Genomic DNA, 23,529 nt, shown 5'->3' on the forward strand with positions numbered 1-23,529 from the left:
ACGTGCCCGACTCGCCCTTCACCCCCGAGATCCCGGCGGTCTTCGCGGCAGCGCTCGATTCGCTGCGCCGCGCGGAGACGCGTCAGGAGCTCGTGGTGCATGAGATCCCGGCCCCCGCGAACCTCGCCCCCCATGCGGTCGCCCTCGCGGCCGACGTCTCCCCCACCCGCCACGGATCCGACTCGGATCTCGGCACGGGCCGTTTCATCCTCTTGTACGACCCGGAGGAGCCGGAGGCCTGGGGAGGCCCGTTCCGCGTGGTGTGCTTCGCGCAGGCCCCGCTCGAGACCGAGATCGGGCTCGACCCGTTCCTGGCCGACGTGGCGTGGTCGTGGCTCGTGGACGCGCTCGACGCCCACGGCGCGCGGTACACGGCGGCGTCGGGGACCGCGACCAAGATCCTCTCCACCGGCTTCGGCGAGCTCGCCGACCAGGGCGATGGCGCCCAGATCGAGCTGCGCGCCTCCTGGTCGCCGAGCGACCACGACATCAAGGCGCACGTCGAGGGATGGGGCGAGCTGCTCTGCATGCTCGCCGGCCTCCCGCCCGCGGTGGAGGGCGTGACGATGCTGCAAGCCAGAAGAGCTCGTCGTGAGTGACGCGGAGACGTTCGAGACACCCCAGCGGTCGGTCATCGCCGACGTCGACGACTTCCACGACGCGGTCGAGGAGCTCGCCCTCGGCCACGGGCCGGTCGCGGTCGACGCCGAGCGCGCGAGCGGCTTCCGCTACTCGCAGCGCGCGTACCTGATCCAGGTCTACCGCCGAGGGGCGGGGACGTACCTCTTCGACCCGCCCGCGATCGGCGAGTTCGCGCCGCTCCAGTCCGTGATCGGCGACGCGGAGTGGGTGCTGCACGCGGCCAGTCAGGATCTGCCCTGCCTGCGCGAGGTCGGTCTGGATCCCGTCACCGTCTTCGACACCGAGCTCGCGGCGCGTCTGCTCGGACTGCCGCGCGTCGGCCTCGGGGCGGTGGTCGAGGAGCTCCTCGGCATCCACCTCGCGAAGGAGCACTCCGCGGCGGACTGGTCGACCAGGCCCCTGCCGGCGTCGTGGCTCGAGTACGCCGCTCTCGACGTGGAGCTGCTGCTCGACCTCCGGGACTCGCTCGCGGTGCTGCTGAAGCAGCAGGGCAAGGAGCGGATCGCCGCGGAGGAGTTCGCGGCCGTCGTCGCCAAGGAGGAGAAGCCGCCGCTCGCCGAGCCGTGGCGTCGGCTCAGCGGCATCCACTCCCTCCGTCCCGACCGTCACCTCGCGGCCGCCCGTGAGCTCTGGCTGGCCCGCGACGCCCTCGCGCGCGAGCTCGACGTCTCGCCGGGGCGGCTGGTGCCGGACACGTCCCTCATCGCCGCCGCCCGGGCGCTGCCGGAGTCTCGGCGCGACCTGGCCGCCCTCAAGCAGTTCTCGGGGCGCGCGAGCCGCACGGAGCTCGACCGCTGGTGGAGCGCCATCGAGCGCGCACGCGCGACCGACGACATCCCCGTGCAGCGGCGATCGGGCGGCGACACCCTGCCGCCGCCACGCAGCTGGGGCGATCGCAACCCGGAGGCCGACCTCCGTCTGAAGGCCGCGCGGGCCGCGCTCACCGAGATCGCGACCGAGCGCGCGATCCCGCTCGAGAACCTGCTCACGCCCGACTTCCTGCGCCGTGTGGCCTGGGAGCCGCCCGCCGAGATCATGCCGGAATCGATCGGCGCGGCCCTCGCCGGGCTCGGTGCGCGACCCTGGCAGATTGAGCTGACTGCACAGACGATCGCCCGGGCTTTTGTAGAGGGCCACCAAGAGCCCGCCGAGGGCACCGAGACCGATTCGTAGGTTCGGGCAAAGGAGTTGCCCGGCCCCTGGGCCCTCTTAGGATCGTTTCGGGTTCGATCTGGGTTCGGACCCGAGCTGACAGGAGGCAGAGTGGCCGAGAGATCTGAGGTCGTCTTCGTCGACGGCGTGCGGACGCCGTTCGGGCGGGCGGGCGAGAAGGGCATGTACTGGCAGACGCGAGCGGACGACCTGGTGGTCAAGGCCATCATCGGCCTGCTCGAGCGCAACCCGAACGTGCCGAAGGAGCGCATCGACGACGTCGCGATCGCCGCGACGACGCAGCAGGGCGACCAGGGCCTCACCCTGGGCCGCACGGCGGCGATCCTCGCCGGCCTGCCGAAGTCGGTGCCCGGCTACGCCATCGACCGGATGTGCGCGGGCGCCATGACGAGCGTCACCACCGTCTCGGGGGCCATCGGCTTCGGGGCGTACGACCTGGCCATCGCCGGCGGCGTGGAGCACATGGGACGTCACCCGATGGGCTTCGGCGCCGACCCCAACCCGCGATTCCTCGCGGAGCGCCTGGTCGGCGAGGACGCCCTCGTGATGGGGTCGACCGCCGAGCGCATCCACGACCGGTTCCCGCAGCTGACCAAGGAGCGGGCCGACCGCTACGCGATGCGCAGCCAGCAGAAGGCCGCCGCAGCGTACGACAACGGCAAGATCCAGCCCGACCTGATCCCCGTGGCGACCCGCAGCGAGAGCGGATGGGGCCTGGCCGTGCGCGACGAGGTGCTGCGTCCTGAGACGACGATGGAGGGCCTCGCCGCCCTCCGCACGCCCTTCCGCCCGCACGGGCGCATCACCGCGGGCAACGCGGCCGGGCTGAACGACGGCGCGACCGCCTCGCTCATCGCGAGCGAGGCGACCGCCAAGGAGCTCGGCCTGCCCGTGAAGATGCGGCTCGTCTCCTTCGCCTTCGCCGGCGTCGAGCCCGAGATCATGGGCATCGGGCCGGTTCCCTCGACCGAGAAGGCGCTCCGGAAGGCCGGCCTCTCGATCGACGACATCGGGCTGTTCGAGCTCAACGAGGCGTTCGCCGTGCAGGTGCTCTCGCTCCTCGACCACTTCGGTATCGACGACGACGATCCCCGCGTCAACCCGTGGGGCGGCGCGATCGCGTTCGGACACCCGCTGGCGTCGTCGGGCGTGCGCCTGATGATCCAGCTCGCGCGTCAGTTCGAGGAGCACCCCGAGGTGCGCTACGGACTCACGGCGATGTGCATCGGCCTGGGCCAGGGCGGCTCGGTCATCTGGGAGAACCCCCACTGGAGCAAGAAGGCGGAGCGGAAGGCACGATGACCGACTACAGCACGATCGACTTCTCCTCGCTCGATGCCATGAGCGACGACGAGGTGGTCACCCACTCGTACGTCCGCGACGTCACGCTTCCCAGCGGGAAGACGCTGGCGCTCGTCACCCTCGACAACGGCCGCGACCACACCCGCCCGAATACCCTCGGGCCGCGGACGCTCCTCGAGTACGGTCGCGTGCTCGACGAGCTCAAGGAGCGCGCCGGCCGCGGCGAGATCCAGGCGGTCGCCGTCACGGGCAAGCCGTTCATCCTCGCCGCCGGCGCCGACCTCAGCAAGGTGGGCTCGCTCGACAGCCGCGACACCGCCCTGAAGATGGCGCAGCTCGGTCACGCCACGTTCGCCAAGATGAAGGCCACGGGCGTGCCCTCGTTCGCGTTCATGAACGGCCTCGCCCTCGGCGGCGGCGTCGAGGTGGCCCTGGGCGCCGACTACCGCACGATCGACGAGTCGATCCCTGCGCTGGCGTTCCCCGAGGTCTTCCTCGGGATCATCCCCGGGTGGGGCGGCGCCACGATCATCCCGAACCTCATCGGCATCGAGAACGCGCTCAAGATCATCATCGAGAACCCCCTCAAGAACAACCGCACCCTGAAGGGTCGGGAGGCGTTCGACCTCGGGATCGCCGACGCGATCTTCCCGGGAGCGACGTTCCTCGAGGACAGCCTGCGCTGGGCCGACGGGGTCGTCTCGGGCTCGATCAAGGTCAAGCGCGCGAACGAGCCCGGCAAGGTGGAGCGGCTCGTCAAGTGGGACGCCGCGATCGGCATCGCCCGCAAGACGCTCGAGTCGCGCATCGGGACGGTCGCCAAGGCGCCCTACCGCGCGCTCGACCTGCTCAAGGCCGCGAAGTCGGGGTCGATCGAGGAGGGCTTCGCCCGCGAGGACGAGGCGCTGGCCGACCTCATCTCGGGTGACCAGTTCCGGGCGAGCATCTACGCGTTCGACCTGGTGCAGAAGCGCGCGAAGCGCCCTGCCGGGGCTCCGGACAAGAAGATCGCGAAGCCGGTCACCAAGGTGGGCATCATCGGCGCCGGCCTCATGGCGAGCCAGTTCGCGACGCTCTTCGTCCGTCGTCTCCGCGTGCCCGTGGTCATCACCGACCTCGACCAGGCGCGCGTCGACAAGGGGCTCGACTACATCCGGGGCGAGATTGCCACGCTGCTGTCGAAGGGTCGCATCTCGCAGGACGAGTCGAACCGCCTCAACGCGCTCGTCACCGGCACGACCGACCGCGCCGACTTCGCCGACTGCGACTGGGTCATCGAGGCGGTGTTCGAGGAGCTCGGCGTGAAGCAGGACGTCTTCGCCGACATCGAGCAGTACGTGTCCGAGACGGCCGTCCTCGCGACCAACACCTCCTCGCTCTCGGTCGAGGAGATCGGCGCCAAGCTGAGTCACCCCGAGCGTCTGGTGGGCTTCCACTTCTTCAACCCGGTGGCCGTGATGCCGCTGATCGAGGTCGTCAAGACGCCCCGTACCGATGACGAGACGCTGTCGACCGCGATGGTCACCGCGGCCAAGCTGAAGAAGAACGCGGTCATCACGCGCGACACCCCGGGATTCGTGGTCAACCGCATCCTGGCCAAGGTGCTCGGCGAGGCGATGCACGCGGTCGACACCGGGACGCCGTTCGAGGTGATGGACCACGCCCTCGATCCGTTCGGCCTGCCGATGACGCCGTTCGAGCTCCTCGAGCTCGTCGGGCTCAAGGTGGGCGCGCACGTGCTCGACACGCATCACGCCGCCTTCCCCGAGCGCTTCTTCGAGAGCGCGAACCTGCACGAGCTGGCCGAGTACGGGCGCATCTACGAGCGCGACGACAAGGGCAAGATCAAGGGGTTCGACAAGAAGGCGGTCAAGATCGTCTCCGGCGGGACCACCCCGATGACGGCGGAGGAGATCCGCCGCCGGGTCGAGGACGGCCTGGCCGACGAGGTGCACCGGATGCTCGAGGACCACGTCGTCGAGGCGGCCGAGGACATCGACCTCTGCCTCATCCTGGGCGCCGGCTACCCGTTCCAGATGGGTGGTCTCACGCCCTATCTCGACCGCGTGGGCGCCTCCGAGCGGGTCTTCGGCGACACCTTCCACCACCCGCCGATCCTCGGCGTGGAGTAGCGATCGGGAGCATCCGGACACCTGCATCTCTTCGCTGAGGAATGCTCAGCAGTGGTGTATGGTGTCCGGATGCACCGTCGCATCCTCTCCTCTGCTCTCGCCGTCGGCATCGTGGCCGCCGGCCTCGGGTTCGTCCCGATCCCGTCGGCGACCGCCGCGCCGTTGGTCCCCCTCGCGCCCGGCGCCCCCGGTGTCGCCGCCACCTGGACCAGCGGCGACAAGCACGGCCTCGGCACCGCCGTCTCCGACGCGTCGAAGGTCTGGTACACGCTGGGATCCGGGACCACCACCGAGGTGTTCTATCCCACGGTCGACCGTCCTCAGGTCCAGGACCTCCAGTTCGTCGTCACCGACGGCGTCTCGCGCACCTACGTCGAGCGCGACGACTCGGTGCACGAGACCACGCTGGTCGACCCCGAGGCTCTCGAGTACCGCCAGACCGACACCGCGAAGGACGGGTCGTTCCGCATCACGAAGACGTACGTCACGAGCCCCGGCCGGCAGACGCTCCTCATCGACACGCGCTTCGAGCAGCTGAGCGGCACGACTCCGCTGCACCTCTACGTGCTCTTCAACCCGTCGACCGGGGGCGATGGCAACGCCAACCGCGGCAACACCCTGGACGGGATGCTGATCTCGCAGGGCGGACCGACATCGGCCGCGCTCGCCTCCTCGCTCGGCTTCGGCGACACCACCACCGGGTACAGCGGCACGGCGAGCGATCCGTACCGCCAGCTCACCGCCGATCACCGTCTGTCGACGCTCTACGGCGGGGCCGCGACCGACGGGAACATCGTGCAGTCCGCCGAGATCACGGTCGGTCGAGACACCCGCTTCACGCTCGCCCTCGGATTCGGGTCGACGCTCAACGATGCGCAGGGTGCGGCGTCCAATGCCCTGGGCGACGGCTTCGCGGCGACCGAGTCCGCCTACGTGGCGGGATGGCGCGGGTACCTCTCGTCCCTCTCCCCCGCACCGTCGAGCGTGGCCGGCACGAGCCTGGAGACCCAATACGACGTCGCCGTGATGACGCTCCGGGCGCACGAGGACAAGACCGTTCGCGGCGCGTTCGTCGCCTCGCTCTCCGTCCCCTGGGGGCAGGCAGTGCCCGGGACGATGGCCAACCCCGGGTACCACGCCATCTGGGCCCGTGACCTCTATCAGGTCGCCACCGCCCTGCTGGCCGCGGGCGATCGTGCCGGTGCCGCCCGTGCGCTCGACTACATGCTGAACGTGCAGCAGCGCGCCGACGGCAGCATGCCGCACAACACCATGGTCGACGGAAGCGACACCGGGCTGACCGGCATCCAGCTCGACGAGGTCGCCTTCCCCGCTGTGCTGGCGTCGATGCTCGGGCGCTCCGACAGCGCCACCTGGGCGAAGCTCAAGCTCTCGGCTGACTACCTCGTGTCCCACGGGCCGTCGACGCCCCAGGAACGCTGGGAGGAGCAGGCCGGCTTCTCCCCCTCCACCATCGCCGCCGAGATCGCCGGGCTCGTCGCGTCCGCCGACATCGCCGTCAAGAACGGCGACCGGGCGTCGGCGACCCGCTACCTCGACACCGCCGACCTCTGGCGCGCCAGCCTCGAGTCGTGGACCGTGACGCACACCGGGTCGATCGGAACCCCGCATTACGAGCGCATCGACCCCATAGGCACCCCGGATGCGGGCACGACCGTCTGCGACACGAACGGCGCCGGATGCACAGACGCTCGCGACCTCGTCGACGGCGGATTCCTCGAGCTCGTGCGGTTGGGCATCCGCTCGGCCGACGACCCGACCATCGCCGCCTCGGTCGCGGTCGTCGACGCCCAGCTTCGTGTCGACACGCCTTCGGGCGCGATGTGGCGGCGGTACAACCGTGACGGGTACGGCGAGCATGCCGACGGATCCCCCTTCAACGGCACGGCGGGCGGGATCGGCCGGCCGTGGCCCGTCCTCGCGGGCGAGCGGGGGCAGTACGAGCTCGCGAACGGCCGCGACGCGATGCCCTACCTTCGCTCGATGGCGGCGACGGCGAACGACGCGTACATGATCCCCGAGCAGGTGTGGGACACCGCCGACACGGGCCGCTTCACCGCGGGCGAGGCCACCGACTCGGCCGCTCCCCTGGCCTGGGCGATGGCGCAGTACGTCAGACTCGCGCAGTCCATCAGCGCCGGCCGCAACGTCGACACGCCCGCTGTCGTCGCAGCCCGCTACGCGACGGGTGTCGAGGCCACCTTCCGCGCGAACGCCACGACGACCTGGGGTGAGAGCCTCTTCGTCGTGGGGAGCATCCCCGCGCTGGGCTCCTGGGACACGTCGAAGGCGATCCGGCTCTCGAGCGCGTCGTATCCGGACTGGGCCGTCGAGGTGGCCCTGCCCGCGGGTGTCTCCCTCGAGTACAAGTACATCCGGAAGTCGGCCGACGGCACCGTGACGTGGGAGTCCGGCGCCAACCGGACCATCACCCTGCCGGGCTCCGGCACCCCCGTCTACCGAGACACCTGGCGCCGCTGACGATGTCGGAGGCCGCGGGTAGCGTCGGCTGCATGACCAGCACCGTCTACTACGTGGCCTCCAGCATCGACGGGTTCATCGCCGACCGGGATGGCCGGCTCGACTGGCTCCTCGAGTTCGGCATGGAGGATTTCTCGCCCCACTACGAGGCCTTCCTCGAGAACGTGGGTGTGGTGGTCATGGGTTCGACGACGTACGAGTTCGTGCTCGGTGAGGGCCTCGAGGCGTGGCCGTACGACGGTCGTCAGACCCGGGTGCTCACGCACCGCGACCTCCCCGTCGCCGTCGAGGGCGCCGACATCCGCTTCGAGTCCGGCGACGTGGTCGACCTCCACGCGGAGTGGGTCGAGGCCGCAGCGGGACGCGACGTCTGGATCGTGGGCGGTGGCGCCATCGCGGCCGCCCTGGCCGACGCAGGCCTGCTCGACGTCCTCGACCTCACCATCATGCCCGTCGCCCTCGGCGAGGGAGCACCGCTCCTTCCCCTGGCGGGCACGCGAGCCCTCGAGGTCCAGGCGACCACGACATACCCCAGCGGCGCTGTGGGCGTCACCTCCCGGCTCACCTGATCGCCGCTCTGCCCGGCGAGGGCGGGGAGGTCAGTGCAGGCGCAGCTCGGCGGTGTCGGCCGGGCTCACCGGCCGCGCGACCGGGATCTTGTTGCCGCTCACCTGGGCGACGATGTCCTCGGTGATCTGATCGGCCGTGAGACCCACGTGGGCGAGGATCTCCTCCCTGGAGGCGTGCTCGAGGAACTCGTCGGGCAGCCCCAGCTCGTCGACCGCCGTGTCGACACCGGCTGCCCGGAGGTCCTGCCTGATGCGGGTGCCGATGCCACCCACCCGCACGCCGTCCTCGATCGAGACCACGATCCGGTGCGCGTCGGCGAGCTCGATCACCGAGAACGGCACGGGGACGACCCAGCGCGGGTCGATCACGGTCGCACCGATGCCGTGCTCCTCGAGCCGCTCGGCGACCTCGAGGGCGAGCCCGGCCATCGAGCCGACCGCGACCAGGAGCACGTCGTGGCGCTCACTCTCGAACAGCACGTCGACGCCGTCACGGAGCCGTCGCAGAGCCGGGAGGGCGGGGCTGACCTCGCCCTTCGGGAACCGCACGACGGTGGGCGCATCCGAGACGCGGACCGCCTCGTCGAACTCCTCGCGGAGCCGCTCGGCGTCGCGCGGTGCGGCGATCCGGATGCGGGGCACCACCTGCAGGATCGCGAGGTCCCACATGCCGTGGTGGCTCGGCCCGTCCGGTCCGGTCACGCCGGAGCGGTCGAGCACGAACGTGACGCCCGCGTGATGGAGGCCGACGTCCATCAGGACCTGATCGAAGGCGCGGTTCATGAACGTCGCGTACAGCGCGACGACCGGGTGCATGCCGCCGAAGGCGAGGCCCGCCGCGGAGGCGACGGCGTGCTGCTCGGCGATGCCCACGTCGAGCACACGGGTGGGGAACCGCTCGGCCATCTTGTGCAGCCCGGTCGGGCGCAGCATGGCGGCGGTGATCGCCACGAGCGAGGGGTCGCGCTCGGCCTGGGCGACGAGCTCGTCGGCGAAGACGCCCGTCCATGAGGGGGCGCCCGACGGACCCGACACGGGCTCGCCGGTCTCGGGGTCGATCTTGCCGACCGCGTGGAACCGGTCGGCCGCGTCGGTGAGGGCCGGCTCGTAGCCGCGGCCCTTCTGGGTGATCGCGTGCACGATCACCGGGGCGGCGTACTCCTTCGCCTGATGGAGTGCCTCCTCGACCGCGTGCTGGTCGTGCCCGTCGATGGGTCCGATGTACTTGATGTCGAGGTTGGAGTAGAGCGCGTCGTTGTTGCTGAACCGGCTGAGGAAGCCGTGCGTGCCGCCGCGGATGCCGCGGTAGAAGGCGCGGCCGGGCGCGCCGAAGCGATCGAAGAGACGTCGGCTCGTGTGGTAGAGCTCTCGGTACCCGCGCTTCGTCCGCACGCCGTTCAGGTAGCGCGCGATCCCGCCGATGGTCGGAGCGTACGACCGGCCGTTGTCGTTGACGATGATGACCAGGTTGCGGGTGTTGTCGTCGCTGATGTTGTTCAGCGCCTCCCACGTCATGCCGCCGGTGAGGGCGCCGTCGCCGACAACGGCCACGACGTGACGGTCGCTCTGCCCGGTCATCTCGAACGCGCGGGAGATGCCGTCCGCCCACGACAGCGAACTGGACGCGTGCGAAGACTCCACGACGTCGTGGTCGCTCTCGGAGCGCTGCGGGTAGCCGGCCAGTCCGCCGCTCTGGCGCAGTCGCGAGAAGTCCTGGCGCCCCGTGAGGAGCTTGTGCACGTAGGACTGGTGACCGGTGTCGAAGACGATCGCGTCGCGCGGGGAGTCGAAGACCCGGTGGATGCCGAGCGTGAGTTCGACCACACCCAGGTTCGGGCCGAGGTGACCACCCGTCTTCGAGACCTCGGTGACGAGGAAGGTGCGGATCTCCCGCGCCAGCTGCTCGAGCTCTTCGGGTCGCAGCGAATCGAGGTCGCGCGGACCGGAGATGTTCTCGAGCAGACTCATGCTCCACCTTCCCATCGTTCGGCCGTCGGGCCGGCCGTCGTCACACTCTACGCCCGACGAACAGACGATCGGCGGGACGCGAAGCGCGTCCCGCCGATCGTGATCCGATCGCCGCCTGGCGATCAGCTGGTGCTCAGACGAGCGACCGCAGCACGTACTGCAGGATGCCGCCGTTGCGGTAGTAGTCGGCCTCACCGGGCGTGTCGATGCGGACCACGGCGTCGAACTCCACGGTCTGCTTGCCCTCGGGCGACTGCTCGCTCGGCGCCGCGACGACGTGCACCGTCTTGGGGGTCGTGCCCTCGTTCAGCTGCTCGATGCCGCTGATCGAGACGACCTCGGTGCCGTCGAGGCCGAGGCTCGAGGCCGACTCGCCGGCCGGGAACTGGAGCGGGACGACGCCCATGCCGATCAGGTTCGAGCGGTGGATGCGCTCGAAGCTCTCGGCGATGACGGCGCGGACGCCGAGGAGCGAGGTGCCCTTGGCCGCCCAGTCGCGGCTCGAGCCCGAGCCGTACTCCTTGCCCGCGAACACGACGAGCGGGATGCCCGCCGCCTGGTAGTTCGTCGACGCGTCGTAGATGAACGACTGCGGGCCGCCCTCCTGCGTGAAGTCGCGCGTGTAGCCGCCCTCGACGCCGTCGAGGAGCTGGTTCTTCAGACGGATGTTCGCGAAGGTGCCGCGGATCATGACCTCGTGGTTGCCGCGACGCGAGCCGTAGGAGTTGAAGTCCTTGCGGTCGACGCCGTGCTCCTGCAGGTACTTGCCTGCAGGGCTGTCGGCCTTGATCGACCCGGCCGGGCTGATGTGGTCGGTCGTGACCGAGTCACCCAGCTTCGCCAGCACGCGGGCGCCAGCGATGTCGGAGACCGGCGTGGTCTCGAGCGTCATGCCCTCGAAGTACGGGGGCTTCCGGACGTAGGTCGACTGCGCGTCCCACTCGAACACCTCGCTGTCGGGCGTGGGCAGCGACCGCCACCGGTCGTCGCCCTCGAAGACCGACGAGTACTGCTTGTCGAACATGCCGGTGTCGATCGAGGTGTCGATCGTCTTCTGCACCTCGGCGGCGTCGGGCCAGATATCGCGAAGGTAGACGTCGTTGCCGTCGGTGTCGACGCCCAGCGCATCCGCCTCGAAGTCGAAGTTCATCGACCCGGCGAGAGCGTACGCGATCACCAGCGGCGGGCTGGCGAGGTAGTTCATCTTGACGTCGGGGTTGATCCGACCCTCGAAGTTGCGGTTTCCGGAGAGCACCGCGGTGACGGCCAGGTCGTTGTCGTTGACCGCGGTCGAGATCTCGTCGAGCAGCGGGCCCGAGTTGCCGATGCAGGTGGTGCAGCCGTAGCCGACCGTGTAGAAGCCGAGGTCCTCGAGGTAGGTCGTGAGACCGGCCTTCTCGTAGTAGTCGGTGACGACCTTCGATCCCGGCGCGAGCGTGGTCTTCACCCACGGCTTCGCCTTGAGGCCCTTCTGGCTCGCGTTGCGGGCGAGGAGGCCCGCGGCGAGCATGACCGACGGGTTCGAGGTGTTGGTGCAGGAGGTGATCGCGGCGATCGCGACCGCACCGTGGTCGATGGTGAACTCGCGCCCGTCGTCCTGCAGCGTCACCTGCGTGGGCTTGGAGACCGTGACGGGAGCGGCGCTCCGGTCGTGCTGGTGGCTGATCTCGTCGGGGACCTGCTGGTGAGCGGTCTCCTCGTCCTGGGCGGTGAAGCCGATGGGGTCGGAGGCCGGGAACGTGCCCTCGACGGCCGCGTCGACGAGCGAGTGGCCGGCGTCGACCGAGGCGTAGTCGGCGAGGTCGTGCTCGAACGTGGACTTCGCGACCGAGAGCTCGATGCGGTCCTGGGGGCGCTTCGGGCCGGAGATCGACGGCACCACCGTCGAGAGGTCGAGCTCGAGGTACTCGCTGTAGGAGGGCTCGCTCGCGGCGTCGTGCCACAGGTGCTGCGTCTTGGCGTAGGCCTCGACCAGCGCGACCTGCTCGTCGCTGCGCCCGGTGAGGCGCAGGTAGTCGAGCGTGACGTCGTCGATCGGGAACATCGCGGCGGTCGAGCCGAACTCCGGGCTCATGTTGCCGATCGTGGCGCGGTTCGCGAGCGGCACCGAGCCGACGCCCTCGCCGTAGAACTCGACGAACTTGCCGACCACGCCGTGCTTGCGGAGCATCGAGGTGATGGTGAGCACGACGTCGGTGGCGGTGACGCCGGTGGGGATCGTGCCCGTGAGCTTGAAGCCGACCACCTTCGGGATGAGCATCGACACCGGCTGACCGAGCATCGCCGCCTCGGCCTCGATGCCGCCCACACCCCAGCCGAGGACGCCGAGGCCGTTCACCATCGTGGTGTGGCTGTCGGTGCCGACGCAGGTGTCGGGGTAGGCGCGGAGCACGCCGTCGACCGTGCGGGTGAAGGTGACGCGCGCCAGGTACTCGATGTTGACCTGGTGGACGATGCCGGTGCCCGGCGGGACCACCTTGAAGTCGTCGAACGCGGTCTGCCCCCAGCGGAGGAACTGGTACCGCTCGCCGTTGCGCTCGTACTCGATCTCGACGTTGCGCTCGAGGGCGTTCTCGGTGCCGAAGAGGTCGGCGATCACCGAGTGGTCGATGACCAGCTCGGCGGGAGCGAGGGGGTTGATCTTGGCCGGGTCGCCGCCGAGGGCGCCGACGGCCTCGCGCATCGTGGCGAGGTCGACGATGCAGGGGACGCCGGTGAAGTCCTGCATGATCACGCGGGCCGGCGTGAACTGGATCTCGGTGTCGGGCTCCGCCTCGGGGACCCAGGCGCCCAGGGCGCGGATCTGGTCGGCGGTGATGTTCGCACCGTCCTCGGTGCGGAGCAGGTTCTCGAGCAGCACCTTGAGGCTGAACGGGAGCTTCTCGTAGCCCGGGACCGAGTCGATCCGGAAGATCTCGTACGACTGATCCCCCACCTGGAGTGTGTCCTTCGCACCGAAGCTGTTGACTGCGGACATGCGCTACCTCGCCTTCGCTAGTACGTCAATTCTTTCGCTGTGTGCGAGGGGTGGCTAGCAAGGCGGGCCTTACCGCGGGCCAGCGAGGCATCTCTCGCACCGAGGTCGATTTATCTCGACGTCAAGATAAATCATACCACCGCGCGGATGGCCGGCCCGTTCACTCGCGGTCGAACACGAGGCCCCGCCGTCGAGCGACGCGGTACCAGGCCTCGATGGCCGCGGCTCCCGCGCATCCGATGCCGGCCGCGACGAGCAGAGGGAGGGGCTGCGGCACCACGAGGACGAAGAAGTCACGCCCGAGCGGCACGGCGAAGGCGAGCGCGAAGACGATCGCCACCCCGACGACCAGGCCGAGGCGCCACCGCGTCAGTGGTCGCGCGAGCACGCAGAGCACCCAGAGCGAGGGCAGGAAGAGCGCGATCGTGGTGGCGCTCCTGGCCTCGTCGAGCGGTACGACGCCGGACAGCAGCGCGTACACCGACACGCAGGACGCCGCGGCGAGGAGCCCCGCCGGGACCGAGAAGCCCAGGATGCGCCGGAGCACTCCCGGGACGTAGCGGCGGCGGTTCGGGGCCAGGGCGAGGAAGAACGACGGGATGCCGATGGCCAGGGTGGACACCAGGGTCATCTGTCGGGGCAGGAACGGGAAGCGCCAGAGCAGGAACGCGCTGACGAGCGCGAGCACGATGCCGTAGACGGTCTTGGTGATGAAGAGGTTGGAGACCCGCTCGACGTTCGCGGTGACCCGCCGAGCGTAGGAGAGCACGGTCGGCAGCCGCTCGAAGCGGCTGTCGAGGAGGACGATGCGCGACACGGCCCTGGTGGCGGGTGTGGCGTTGCCCATCGCGATGCCGAGGTCCGACTCCTTCACCGCCATCGCGTCGTTCACCCCGTCGCCGGTCATCGCCACGGTCCGGCCGTCCGCCTGCAGCGCGTGGACGATGTCGCGCTTGCGCTCCGGGCCGACGCGGCCGAACACGTCGGTCCGCGCCAGGGCCGGGACCACCTCGTCGTCGTCCAGCGCGGAGGCGTCGACGGCGTCGCCGCGGATGCCGAGCTCGCCGGCGATCGAGCCCACGGTGACGGGGTTGTCGCCGGAGATGACGATGGTCCGCACCTCCTGGTCGGAGAAGTACCCCAGGGTGTCGGCCGCGTCGGAGCGCACGCTCTCGCGGAAGACCGCGATCGCGACCGGACGCGCGCCCGCGATGCCCTCGGCGTGGTCGGCTGCGCGTCCGTCGCCGAGCGCCAGCGCGAGCGTGCGGCGCCCCGTGGCGGCGATCTCCATGGCCTTCGCCAGCGACTCGGAGCCCGGAGGCAGCAGGCGCTCCGGTGCGCCGAGCAACCACGTCGCGGCGGCGTCGCCCACTCCGAAGGTCAGCGCGCTGTAGCCGCGCCGGGAGCTGAAGGGCAGGCGGTCGGACACGGGGATGGCCGGTTCGACGTAGTGCGGTCGCAGCGCGAGCGCCGTCTGGTTGGCGGCCACGTCGTGGGCGATGAGCCCGAGGACCGCGTCGATCCGCGACTCGGGCATCCGATCGTCGAGCGTGACCAGGCGCTCGAAGCCGATCTCACCCGTCGTGAGCGTGCCGGTCTTGTCGAGGCAGAGCACGTCCACCCGCGCCAGCACCTCGACGGCCGCCAGCTCCTGTACCAGCACCCGCTGCCGGGCGAGCTGGATGACGGCCACGCCGAAGGCGAGGCTGGTGAGCAGGACGAGGCCCTCCGGGATCATGCCGACCACGCTCGCCACGGCATCGAGCGCGGCCTGACGCCATGCCGCGGGCTCGACGGAGCCGAGGTCGTCGAGGCCGCCGCCGTACGTGAGCACGCGTCCTCCGAGCACGATGAGGATGACGGGGACCAGGAGCCAGGTCAGGTAGACGAGGATGCGGTTGGTCGCCGCTCGGAGCTCGGAGTGCACCAGGGTGCGCCGGCGGATGCGCTCGGTGAGCCGATTCGCGTAGGCGTCGGCCCCCACCGCGACGACCTCCGCCTCGGAGGTCCCGGACACGACGTACGAGCCCGAGAGCAGGGCATCCCCGGTCGTCTTCGCCACGGGCTCCGACTCCCCCGTGAGCATCGACTCGTCGAGCAGGAGATCGGTCGAGGCGGTGACCGTCGCATCCGCCTGCACCTGATCGCCGGGCCTGAGCAGCACGGTCTCGCCGAGCACGATCTGCGCCGGAGGGATCGAGACCTCCGCGCCGTCGCGGCGGACGAGCACGTCGGCCTCCGCCAGGAGGGCGAGGCGGTCGAGGCTGCGCTTGGCGCGGAGCTCCTGGACTATCCCGATCGCCGAGTTGACCACGACGATGCCGTAGAAGAGGCCATCGGCGAGGTCGCCGAGCAGCAGCACCGCGAGGAAGCAGACGGTCAGGATGCCGTTGAAGAACGTCAGCACGTTCTCGCGGAGGATCGAGCCGACCGTCCGCGACGTGCGGATCGTGGAGACGTTGACCTGCCCCGCGGCGATGCGGTCGGCGACCTCCGCGCCGGTCAGGCCCCGCGCCGACATCTACCGGGCGACGTCGTCCGCGACCGGCTGGTCGCGGTTCCGCGCGAAGGCGGTGCGCACGAGGAGCCAGGTCACCCAGAGCATCGCGGCGTAGAACGGCACGCCCAGGACCAGCTTCGCGCCTGCGAGCAGCTCGGTCTGGGCCGTGAGGTAGAGCGGGACCTCGACGGCCAGACGCACCACGAACAGACCCACCCAGCACCACGTGGCGATCAGGACCACTCGGGACTTCGCCGGGTCGGCCCGCCAACCGCTGTCGCCGGTCAGCAGGCCCACGATGACCCCGATGAAGGGCCTCCGCACCACGAGCGAGACGAGGAGGACCAGGAGGCACACGATGTTGATGCCGATGCCCAGGACGAAGTTGTCCTCGGCGCGACCCGTGAAGAGGGCGAGCCCGGCCGAGATGCCCACCCCGAGCAAGCCCGCGATGGCCGGCATGACCGGGCTGCGGGTGACGAGCCGGACGAGCACGAACACCACCGACAGGGCGACCGGCGCGAGCACCGACAGCACGAGGTCCTTCGTGATCGCGTAGATCACGAGGAAGCCGAATCCCGGGAGGATCGACTCGATCAGGCCGCGGACACCGCCCATGGCGGCGAGCAGCGACGAGGCGGTCGGGGTCTCCCCCGGCGCCACCTTCGCCAGACCCGACCGTCTGGCGGCCTGGGCGAAGGCGTCGGACAGGGTGGGGCCCTCCGGCTCCGGCGTGCGGTCGTCGCTCATGTCAGCGCGCGGCGCCGCCGGTCGGACTCCCCGGCGTCGCGTTCGGACCCTGGGCGCCGGCAGGGCCCTGCCCGGCCGCGGTCTGCGGGATCGTCAGCGGGATGAGGTCGCGCGGCGGCATCGGGTTCCCGCCGCGAACGACCACCACGCTCCGGAAGAGGTCCTCCACCGCGGCCTTGGCCGCCGGGTCCTCGATCGCCCGGCCGGCGATCACCCCGCGCAGCAGCCAACGGGGGCCGTCGACGCCCACGAAGCGAGCGCGGCGGGCCGCGGTGGTGCCGTCGGGGGCCGCGGCGGGGACGGCGGCGAGGAGCTCCGGCCCGAACGGCCCGTTCTCCAGGGTGCTGGTGCCGCCCTGCTTGAGGATCTGATCCTCGATCTGCTCGCGGATCTCGTGCCAGAGGCCCGTCGTGCGCGGTGCGGCGAACGCCTGCACCTGGAGGGTCGATCCGGCGTAGTCGAGTCCGATGGCGACCACGCGGTTCGTGCCCTCCTCGACCTCCAGGCGGAGGTGGAGGCCCTCGCGCGGCAGGATCTTGATGCCGCCCAGGTCGACGTAGGGGCGGGCGGGGTTCGCCTCGGAGGCGTCGAAGGGGCCCTCCGTCGCGCGGTCCTCGGGAGCCGACTTCGAGTCGTCGGGGCCGGTCGCGATCTCGTTCGCGAGCTCGGTGGCCTCCTCGTCCGCGGCGACGACCTCGAGGGCGTCGTCCTTGTCGTCGGTCATGCTCTGCCGCCTTCCTGGGATCCGTATCCGGTGGAGCCGAAGCCGCCCTCGCCGCGTGCGCTCCCGGGGAGCGTCTCGACGGGCACGAAGACGGCCCTGGTCACCGGCATGATGATGAGCTGCGCGATGCGGTCGCCGACCGCGACCTCGTAGGAGGCGTCGGCGTCGGTGTTGAGCAGCGCGACCTTGATCTCGCCGCGGTAGCCGGCGTCGACCGTGCCCGGGGCGTTCACGATGGTGATGCCGTGCTTGGAGGCGAGCCCGCTGCGGGGCACCACGAACGCGGCGTACCCGTCGGGCAGGGCCAGCGCGACGCCGGTCGGCACCGTGCGGCGCTCGCCCGGAGCGAGGACGAACGCCTCGGCTGAGAGCAGATCGGCCCCGGCGTCTCCCGGATGCGCGTACGCGGGTACGTAGGGCGCCGTGATGAGGATCTCGGTGCTGTCGGTCACCCTGTCGAGGGTAGTGCAGAAAGGATGATCGAATAGGGGCATGGCCTCCTACCGCGAACGTCTGGTGCCCTCGCCCTGGATCTTCATCGCCACGGCTCTGCTGATCCCGGCGAGCATGGTCGTCTTCGCACCCATCCAGGGGATCGGGTTCGCTCTCGGCGCAGGGATCGGCGTGGTGCTCTATGCGGGGGTGATCGGGACCCTCGTCGGGACCGCACCCGTGATCGAGGTCGCCGACGGGGAGCTCAGGGCGGGACGCGCGCACATCCCGGTGGGGCTGGTCTCGGCCGTCGAGGGCTTCGACGGCTCGGACGCGGCGCTGGAGCGCGGTCGCCGGCTGGATGCGCGGGCCTATCTGTGCATCCGCGGCTGGATCGCGCCGGTCGTCAAAGCGACGATCGCCGACCCGCAGGATCCGACACCCTATTGGTTGGTGTCGACCAGGCGGCCCGGCGATCTGAAGAAGGCTGTGGAGGCGGCCCGCTCGTCGGCCGTGTGACCGGCGAGCGAACCGCGGTGCAGATTCCCTCTCTCTGAGGAGGGACTCGGTCTCAGGAGGCGCATTCGACGCAGATGGCGCCGAGCTTCTCCTCGTGGTCGATCTGCGAGCGGTGCTTCACCAGGAAGCAGCTGATGCAGGTGAACTCGTCCGCCTGGGGCGGGAGCACGACCACGTCGAGGTCGAGATCGGAGAGGTCGGCACCCGGCAGGTCGAAGCTGCCCGGGTTGTCGGCGTCATCGACGTCTACGACGCCGGACATCTTGTCCGGCACACGCTCCTTCAGCGCCTCGATCGACTCCGAGTCGTCATCGGTCTTGCGCGGTGCGTCGTAATCAGTCGCCATGCCCATCCATTCTCATTACATGCCGGTCAAGAATCGGCGGGGACAGTGTGCACCAATGCGATGCGAATAGCAAACCGCCGAATGAGCAGAAATTGCTCACGTCGACCCAACTCGCGGCACGCCCTCGGCATTCCCGTTCGCAGGGCCGCCTCCGTGGCATCCTGGCCTGACATTGCGAGCTCTGGAGGGCCTTTCACGATGCAGGAACTGACGGTGATCGGGGTCGAGAACGGAGCGCTCGTCGTCGCCAGCGACGCAGGCGAGCGATTCCGCATCGTCATCGACGACGTGCTGCAGTCGAGGATGAGACAGTCCCTCGCCAGCGCCGCGGGCGGCAAGAAGGTCTCACCCCGCGAGATCCAGACGCACATCCGTGCCGGGCTCTCGGCGAGCGAGGTCGCGGAGCTCACCGGCGCGGCGCTCGAGTACGTCGAGCGGTTCGAGGGACCGGTGCTCGCGGAGCGCCAGTTCATGGTCGACTCCGCCCTGCGTGTGCCCGTGCAGCCCACCGGCCCCGCCGACCCGCTCGGCGAGGAGCCGCTGTCCACCTTCGGCGAGGCGATCGAGGGCCGACTGGAGTCGCTCTCGGCGACCGACGTCCGCTGGGCCAGCTGGAAGGACGAGGAGGGGTGGACGGTGAAGCTCACCTTCACCGCCTCGCAGATCGACCACGACGCGCGGTGGCAGTTCGACCCGAAGCGCCACTCGCTCTCCCCCCTCAACAACGAGGCGACGACGCTCTCCCGTCACGGCGAGCTCACCGAGGGGCTCATCCCCCGGCTGCGAGCCGTCGGACCCGATGCGCCCGCCGACGAGCGCTTCGACAGCGGTGTCTTCGAGCCCGCCGAGCCGGCCGGGCCGCAGGTGACCGTCGAGATCATCGCGGAGCCCGTGCAGCAGGCGCAGCCGACGGCCCAGGTCAGGACGTTGCGTCCGGAGTCGTCTCGAGCCGTCGACGCCGCCGCGGTGAACCGGGCGCCCGACACGGCCGACACCAACGACCACAACCAGACGGCCGACCTCCTGGAGGCGCTGCGCCGCCGTCGGGGCGAGCGGGCCTCCGCGCCCGTCGAACCCCCGCAGGACGACGACCAGAGGCCGCTGGTCGATCCGGCGCCGCTCACCCGTCCCGAGGAGATCGACACCCCTCTGGCGGGTCTCGAGGCCGAGATCGTCACCACGGCGAAGCCGTCGGCTCCGCAGAAGACCGGTCCGGTCAAGCGCCAGCGCGCCGCGATGCCCACCTGGGACGAGATCGTCTTCGGTGCACGCTCGGAGGACGACCCCGCGTAGTCACGCCCGCCGAGCGGCGGGAGCGGGCACGCCCCGGCCGTGTCAGCCGGCCTGGGCGAACGCACCCGCCCGAAGGAGCGGTACACGCTGCTCCTCCGGCGTGCACGAACCGTGCTGTCCGATCATCGACCGGCCCTCGCTGCGCGCGTCGCGGTAGTAGGCGACGAGCCGCCTGGCGCCGACGATGACGTGACCGAGACGGGGAAGCACCTCGGGCGCGACCTCGCCGAACCACCCGGAGGCGACGGCCTCCTCCCGGGTGACCACCCAGGCGTTGTCTCCCTGCGACTCGCGCCAGGCCGCCGCCAGCCTCTCGGCGTCGTCGGGCGACGAGTCGGCGTCCAGGTAGAGGTGCACGCACCGCGGGTCGCCGCCCACGTGCCGGACCCCGTCGACGAGGGACGGCGTCTCGCCGAACAGGATCTGACGGTCGGCGGGCACGTCGAGGACACCGTGGTCGGCGCTCAGGAGCACACCCTCACGGCGCCCGAGCGACGACGTGAACGTGGCGAAGGCCCGGTCCACGGACTCGAGCCGCTCGGTCCACCGATCCGACTCCCATCCCCTGGCATGGCCGGCCTGGTCGAGCTCGGGGATGTAGAGGTACGCGAGCTGCCGGCCGCCCTCCTCGAAGAGCCGTCGTGCCGCGGCGAAGCGGTCCTCGATCGACTCCCCCACCACGTACTCGGCACCGCGGAGGATCGCGTGGGTGAGACCGGAGTCCGCGTAGCGCGCGGGGCCGATGGTGCTGCAGCGGATCCCGTCGGCGGAGACCCTCTCGAAGACCGTCTCGCTTCGCTGCCACGTGTCGGGCGCCATCGTCTCCGACCATCCCGACAGCTGGTTGACCACCGTGTCGGTCGCGGGCACGAGCGCCGTGTAGCCGACGATGCCGTGCTCCCCCGGCAGCGTGCCCGTCATGAGCGTCGTCAGCGCCGCCGCCGTGGTGGTGGGGAACCCGCTCGTCAGCACGGCGCGCTTGGTCGCCAGGGCTGCGAGATGACGGGCGTGTCCGGCGCGTGCCCGGAGGTTCGCCATGCCCAGCCCGTCGACGAGGATCACGAGGACGAGCTCCGCCGCGGGAAGGGCGAGGGCGTTCGGCTCGGACCGGAGGGCGGCCACGCAACTCGGCAACACGTCGGCCAGCGTCGGGGCCGAGACGTCGCGCATCGGTAGCATGGGGGGCATCCGGCTCAGTCTCGCACAGCCGGAGTGCGCATCCCCTCACAGAAGGCGTCGAGTAGACCCGCATGACCCCGAAGAACGAGAGCATCGACGCCGCCGCAGAGAAGATCCTCGACGTCGACGTCTCTCAGGAGATGCAGGAGTCCTTCCTCGAGTACGCGTACTCGGTGATCTACTCGCGTGCCCTGCCCGACGCCCGAGACGGCCTCAAGCCGGTGCAGCGCCGCATCCTCTACCAGATGGACGAGATGGGCCTGCGTCCCGACCGCGGGCACGTGAAGAGCGCCCGCGTCGTCGGCGAGGTGATGGGGAAGCTGCACCCCCACGGCGACACCGCCATCTACGACGCCCTGGTGCGTCTGGCCCAGCCGTGGACCATGCGCCTGACCCTGGTCGACGGTCACGGCAACTTCGGCTCGCCCGACGACGGGCCCGCCGCCCAGCGCTACACCGAGGCACGGCTGGCCCCGGCCGCCATGGCGATGGTCGCCGACCTCGACGAGGACGTCGTCGACTTCGTGCCCAACTACGACAACCAGTTCACCGAGCCGTCCGTGCTCCCGGCGGCGATCCCGAACCTCCTGGTCAACGGGGCGAGCGGCATCGCGGTGGGCATGGCCACGAACATGGCCCCGCACAACCTCATCGAGGTGGTCGCGGGCGCCCAGCACCTGCTCGAGAACCCGCAGGCCTCGGTCGACGACTTGATGCGCTTCATCCCCGGCCCCGACCTGCCCGGCGGCGGGACGATCGTCGGGCTCGACGGCGTCCGCGACGCGTACGAGAACGGCCGCGGTGCGTTCAAGACGCGCGCGAAGGTCAGCATCGAGACGCTCTCGCCCCGCAAGACGGGGCTCGTCGTCACCGAGCTGCCGTACCTGGTCGGGCCGGAGAAGGTGATCGCGAAGATCAAGGACGGCGTCACCTCGAAGAAGATCGGCGGCATCAGCGACGTCACCGACCTCACCGACCGCTCGCACGGGCTCCGTCTCGTCATCGGCATCAAGACGGGGTTCAACCCCGAGGCGGTGCTCGAGCAGCTGTACAAGCTCACTCCGCTCGAGGAGAGCTTCAACATCAACAACGTCGCGCTCGTCGACGGCGGCCCCGCCACGCTCGGTCTGCGAGACCTGCTCGCGGTCTACATCAACCACCGCATCGAGGTCGTCACCCGCCGCACGCGCTATCGGCTCGCACGGCGCAAGGAGCGGCTGCACCTCGTCGAGGGTCTGCTCATCGCGATCCTCGACATCGACGAGGTCATCCAGCTGATCCGGTCCTCGGACGACAGCGAGCAGGCTCGCGAGCGGCTGATGACGGTGTTCGACCTCAGCCAGGTGCAGGCCGAGTACATCCTCGAGCTGCGCCTGCGCCGCCTCACCCGCTTCTCGCGGATCGAGCTCGAGGCCGAGCGCGACGAGCTCCGCGCCGAGATCGAGCGGCTCGAGGCCATGCTGGCCGATCCCGCGCTCGTGCGTGCCGCGGTGTCGGAGGAGCTCGACGCCGTCGCCGACACGTACGGGACCCCGCGTCGCACCCTGCTGACCGAGGCCCGCCCCGCGGCCGCCGGCTCGGCGAAGAAGAACCAGCCCGTGCTCGAGCTGTCGGATGCGCCCTGCGTCGTCCTCTTCAGCACCACCGGCCGCGTGGTGCGCATCGACCGGGGCGACGACGAGGACGCTCCCGCCGCGCCCACGCGACGGAGCAAGCACGACGCCCTGCGCTCCGTGGTCGAGACCACGCGACGGGCCGAGATCGGCGCCGTCACCGACACCGGGCGGCTCGTGCGGATGCCGGTCATGGACCTGCCGTCCGTGCCCGCGGGATCCGTGCAGCTGGGCGCCGGGGTCAAGGTGAACGAGTACCTCGGCCTCGACCGCAAGGAGCGTGTGGTCGGGCTCGTGTCGCTCGACTCGGAGGTGCCGATCGCGCTGGGGACACGTCAGGGCGTGGTCAAGCGGGTCGCGACCGGCGCCTATCCGCCGCGTCCCGACTTCGAGATCATCGCGCTCAAGCCGGGCGACGCCGTGGTGGGGGTGGCGCAGTCGACCGACGAGGAGCTCGTCTTCATCGCGACCGACGCGCAGCTGCTCCGCTTCCCGCAGGCGTCGGTCCGGCCCCAGGGCGTCGCGGCGGGCGGCATGGCGGGCATCAACCTCGGCGCGGGATCGTCGGTGATCTTCTTCGGCTCCGTCGATGCCTCCGCCGAGACGGTCGTGGTCACGGTCGCGGGATCGACGGCTGCCCTCCCGGGGACCGATCCCGGATCGAGCAAGGTCTCCGACCTCAGCGAGTTCCCTCCGAAGGGGCGCGCGACCGGCGGCGTCCGGGCGCAGCGATTCCTGAAGGGCGAGGACGCACTGACCGCGGCCTGGGCAGGTCGTGCCCCGGCGCTCGCCGTCGGAGACGACGGCGCCGCCCGGGCCCTCCCGGAATCGGGAGCCCGACGCGATGCGTCCGGAGTGGCCCTGGGCGGCGTGATCGGCTCGATCGGCTTCTCCCGCTAGCCGGGAGA

General features: G+C 70.5%; 17 protein-coding genes. 9 read left to right on the forward strand and 8 right to left on the reverse strand.

The window, feature by feature from the left end; translation table 11 throughout:
* Window positions 1-2: 2 nt before the first annotated feature.
* From IEX69_RS02670 to IEX69_RS02695, 6 genes are all read left to right on the forward strand, one after another.
* Window positions 3-599, forward strand: coding sequence for a DUF3000 domain-containing protein (locus IEX69_RS02670; RefSeq protein ID WP_085019589.1), 597 nt, complete (start codon window positions 3-5; stop codon window positions 597-599).
* Window positions 592-1,815, forward strand: a complete 1,224-nt coding sequence (locus IEX69_RS02675) for an HRDC domain-containing protein (protein ID WP_085019590.1) — start codon at window positions 592-594, stop codon at window positions 1,813-1,815. Before IEX69_RS02670 ends, IEX69_RS02675 begins: the two co-directional genes overlap by 8 nt.
* Window positions 1,816-1,905: 90 nt before the next feature.
* On the forward strand, window positions 1,906-3,117 hold the full coding sequence (locus IEX69_RS02680) for a thiolase family protein (RefSeq protein WP_085019591.1): 1,212 nt from the start codon (window positions 1,906-1,908) through the stop codon (window positions 3,115-3,117).
* On the forward strand, window positions 3,114-5,249 hold the full coding sequence (locus tag IEX69_RS02685; protein WP_085019592.1) for a 3-hydroxyacyl-CoA dehydrogenase NAD-binding domain-containing protein: 2,136 nt from the start codon (window positions 3,114-3,116) through the stop codon (window positions 5,247-5,249). The genes IEX69_RS02680 and IEX69_RS02685 overlap by 4 nt, the downstream gene beginning before the upstream one ends.
* Window positions 5,250-5,318: 69 nt before the next feature.
* On the forward strand, window positions 5,319-7,751 hold the full coding sequence (locus tag IEX69_RS02690; RefSeq protein WP_085019593.1) for a glycoside hydrolase family 15 protein: 2,433 nt from the start codon (window positions 5,319-5,321) through the stop codon (window positions 7,749-7,751).
* A gap of 32 nt (window positions 7,752-7,783) precedes the next feature.
* The gene (locus tag IEX69_RS02695; protein WP_085019594.1) at window positions 7,784-8,320 is read left to right on the forward strand and encodes a dihydrofolate reductase family protein; all 537 of its coding nucleotides are present in this window, start codon (window positions 7,784-7,786) and stop codon (window positions 8,318-8,320) included.
* A 30-nt stretch (window positions 8,321-8,350) separates the two neighbouring features.
* Here the strand turns inward: IEX69_RS02695 and dxs are convergent, their stop codons facing one another.
* The 6 genes from dxs to dut all read right to left on the reverse strand — a co-directional run bounded on the left by dxs (window position 8,351) and on the right by dut (window position 17,691).
* Window positions 8,351-10,288 (reverse strand): 1-deoxy-D-xylulose-5-phosphate synthase, encoded by a 1,938-nt coding sequence (gene dxs, locus IEX69_RS02700; protein WP_085019595.1) that lies wholly within the window; start codon window positions 10,286-10,288, stop codon window positions 8,351-8,353.
* A 133-nt stretch (window positions 10,289-10,421) separates the two neighbouring features.
* Window positions 10,422-13,265 (reverse strand): aconitate hydratase, encoded by a 2,844-nt coding sequence (locus IEX69_RS02705; protein WP_085019596.1) that lies wholly within the window; start codon window positions 13,263-13,265, stop codon window positions 10,422-10,424.
* Window positions 13,266-13,425: 160 nt separating this feature from the next.
* Window positions 13,426-15,786, reverse strand: coding sequence for an HAD-IC family P-type ATPase (locus tag IEX69_RS02710; RefSeq protein WP_085019597.1), 2,361 nt, complete (start codon window positions 15,784-15,786; stop codon window positions 13,426-13,428).
* Window positions 15,787-16,515 carry a DUF3159 domain-containing protein gene (locus IEX69_RS02715; protein ID WP_085019598.1) on the reverse strand — a complete coding sequence of 243 codons (729 nt, stop codon included), beginning with the start codon at window positions 16,513-16,515 and terminating at the stop codon, window positions 15,787-15,789. It lies immediately after the preceding gene.
* Between the two features lies 1 nt (window position 16,516).
* The gene (locus IEX69_RS02720; RefSeq protein ID WP_085019599.1) at window positions 16,517-17,239 is read right to left on the reverse strand and encodes a DUF3710 domain-containing protein; all 723 of its coding nucleotides are present in this window, start codon (window positions 17,237-17,239) and stop codon (window positions 16,517-16,519) included.
* The gene (gene dut / locus IEX69_RS02725) at window positions 17,236-17,691 is read right to left on the reverse strand and encodes a dUTP diphosphatase (RefSeq protein ID WP_174604439.1); all 456 of its coding nucleotides are present in this window, start codon (window positions 17,689-17,691) and stop codon (window positions 17,236-17,238) included. Before dut ends, IEX69_RS02720 begins: the two co-directional genes overlap by 4 nt.
* A gap of 40 nt (window positions 17,692-17,731) precedes the next feature.
* Here dut and IEX69_RS02730 point away from each other — a divergent pair, with 40 nt between their 5' ends.
* Window positions 17,732-18,190 (forward strand): DUF3093 domain-containing protein, encoded by a 459-nt coding sequence (locus IEX69_RS02730; RefSeq protein ID WP_085019601.1) that lies wholly within the window; start codon window positions 17,732-17,734, stop codon window positions 18,188-18,190.
* 52 nt (window positions 18,191-18,242) lie between these two features.
* On the opposite strand, the gene IEX69_RS02735 is transcribed toward IEX69_RS02730, so the two are convergent.
* Window positions 18,243-18,536 (reverse strand): DUF4193 domain-containing protein, encoded by a 294-nt coding sequence (locus tag IEX69_RS02735; RefSeq protein WP_085021439.1) that lies wholly within the window; start codon window positions 18,534-18,536, stop codon window positions 18,243-18,245.
* 198 nt (window positions 18,537-18,734) lie between these two features.
* On the opposite strand from IEX69_RS02735, the gene sepH reads away from it, so the two are divergent.
* Window positions 18,735-19,829 (forward strand): septation protein SepH, encoded by a 1,095-nt coding sequence (sepH, locus tag IEX69_RS02740; RefSeq protein WP_085019602.1) that lies wholly within the window; start codon window positions 18,735-18,737, stop codon window positions 19,827-19,829.
* Window positions 19,830-19,871: 42 nt separating this feature from the next.
* On the opposite strand, the gene IEX69_RS02745 is transcribed toward sepH, so the two are convergent.
* Window positions 19,872-21,017, reverse strand: coding sequence for an alkaline phosphatase family protein (locus IEX69_RS02745; RefSeq protein ID WP_085019603.1), 1,146 nt, complete (start codon window positions 21,015-21,017; stop codon window positions 19,872-19,874).
* A 62-nt stretch (window positions 21,018-21,079) separates the two neighbouring features.
* Here IEX69_RS02745 and IEX69_RS02750 point away from each other — a divergent pair, with 62 nt between their 5' ends.
* Window positions 21,080-23,521 (forward strand): DNA gyrase/topoisomerase IV subunit A, encoded by a 2,442-nt coding sequence (locus IEX69_RS02750; RefSeq protein ID WP_085019604.1) that lies wholly within the window; start codon window positions 21,080-21,082, stop codon window positions 23,519-23,521.
* Window positions 23,522-23,529: the final 8 nt, after the last annotated feature.

It is taken from the genome of Cnuibacter physcomitrellae (assembly GCF_014640535.1).
Lineage (GTDB): Bacteria > Actinomycetota > Actinomycetes > Actinomycetales > Microbacteriaceae > Cnuibacter > Cnuibacter physcomitrellae.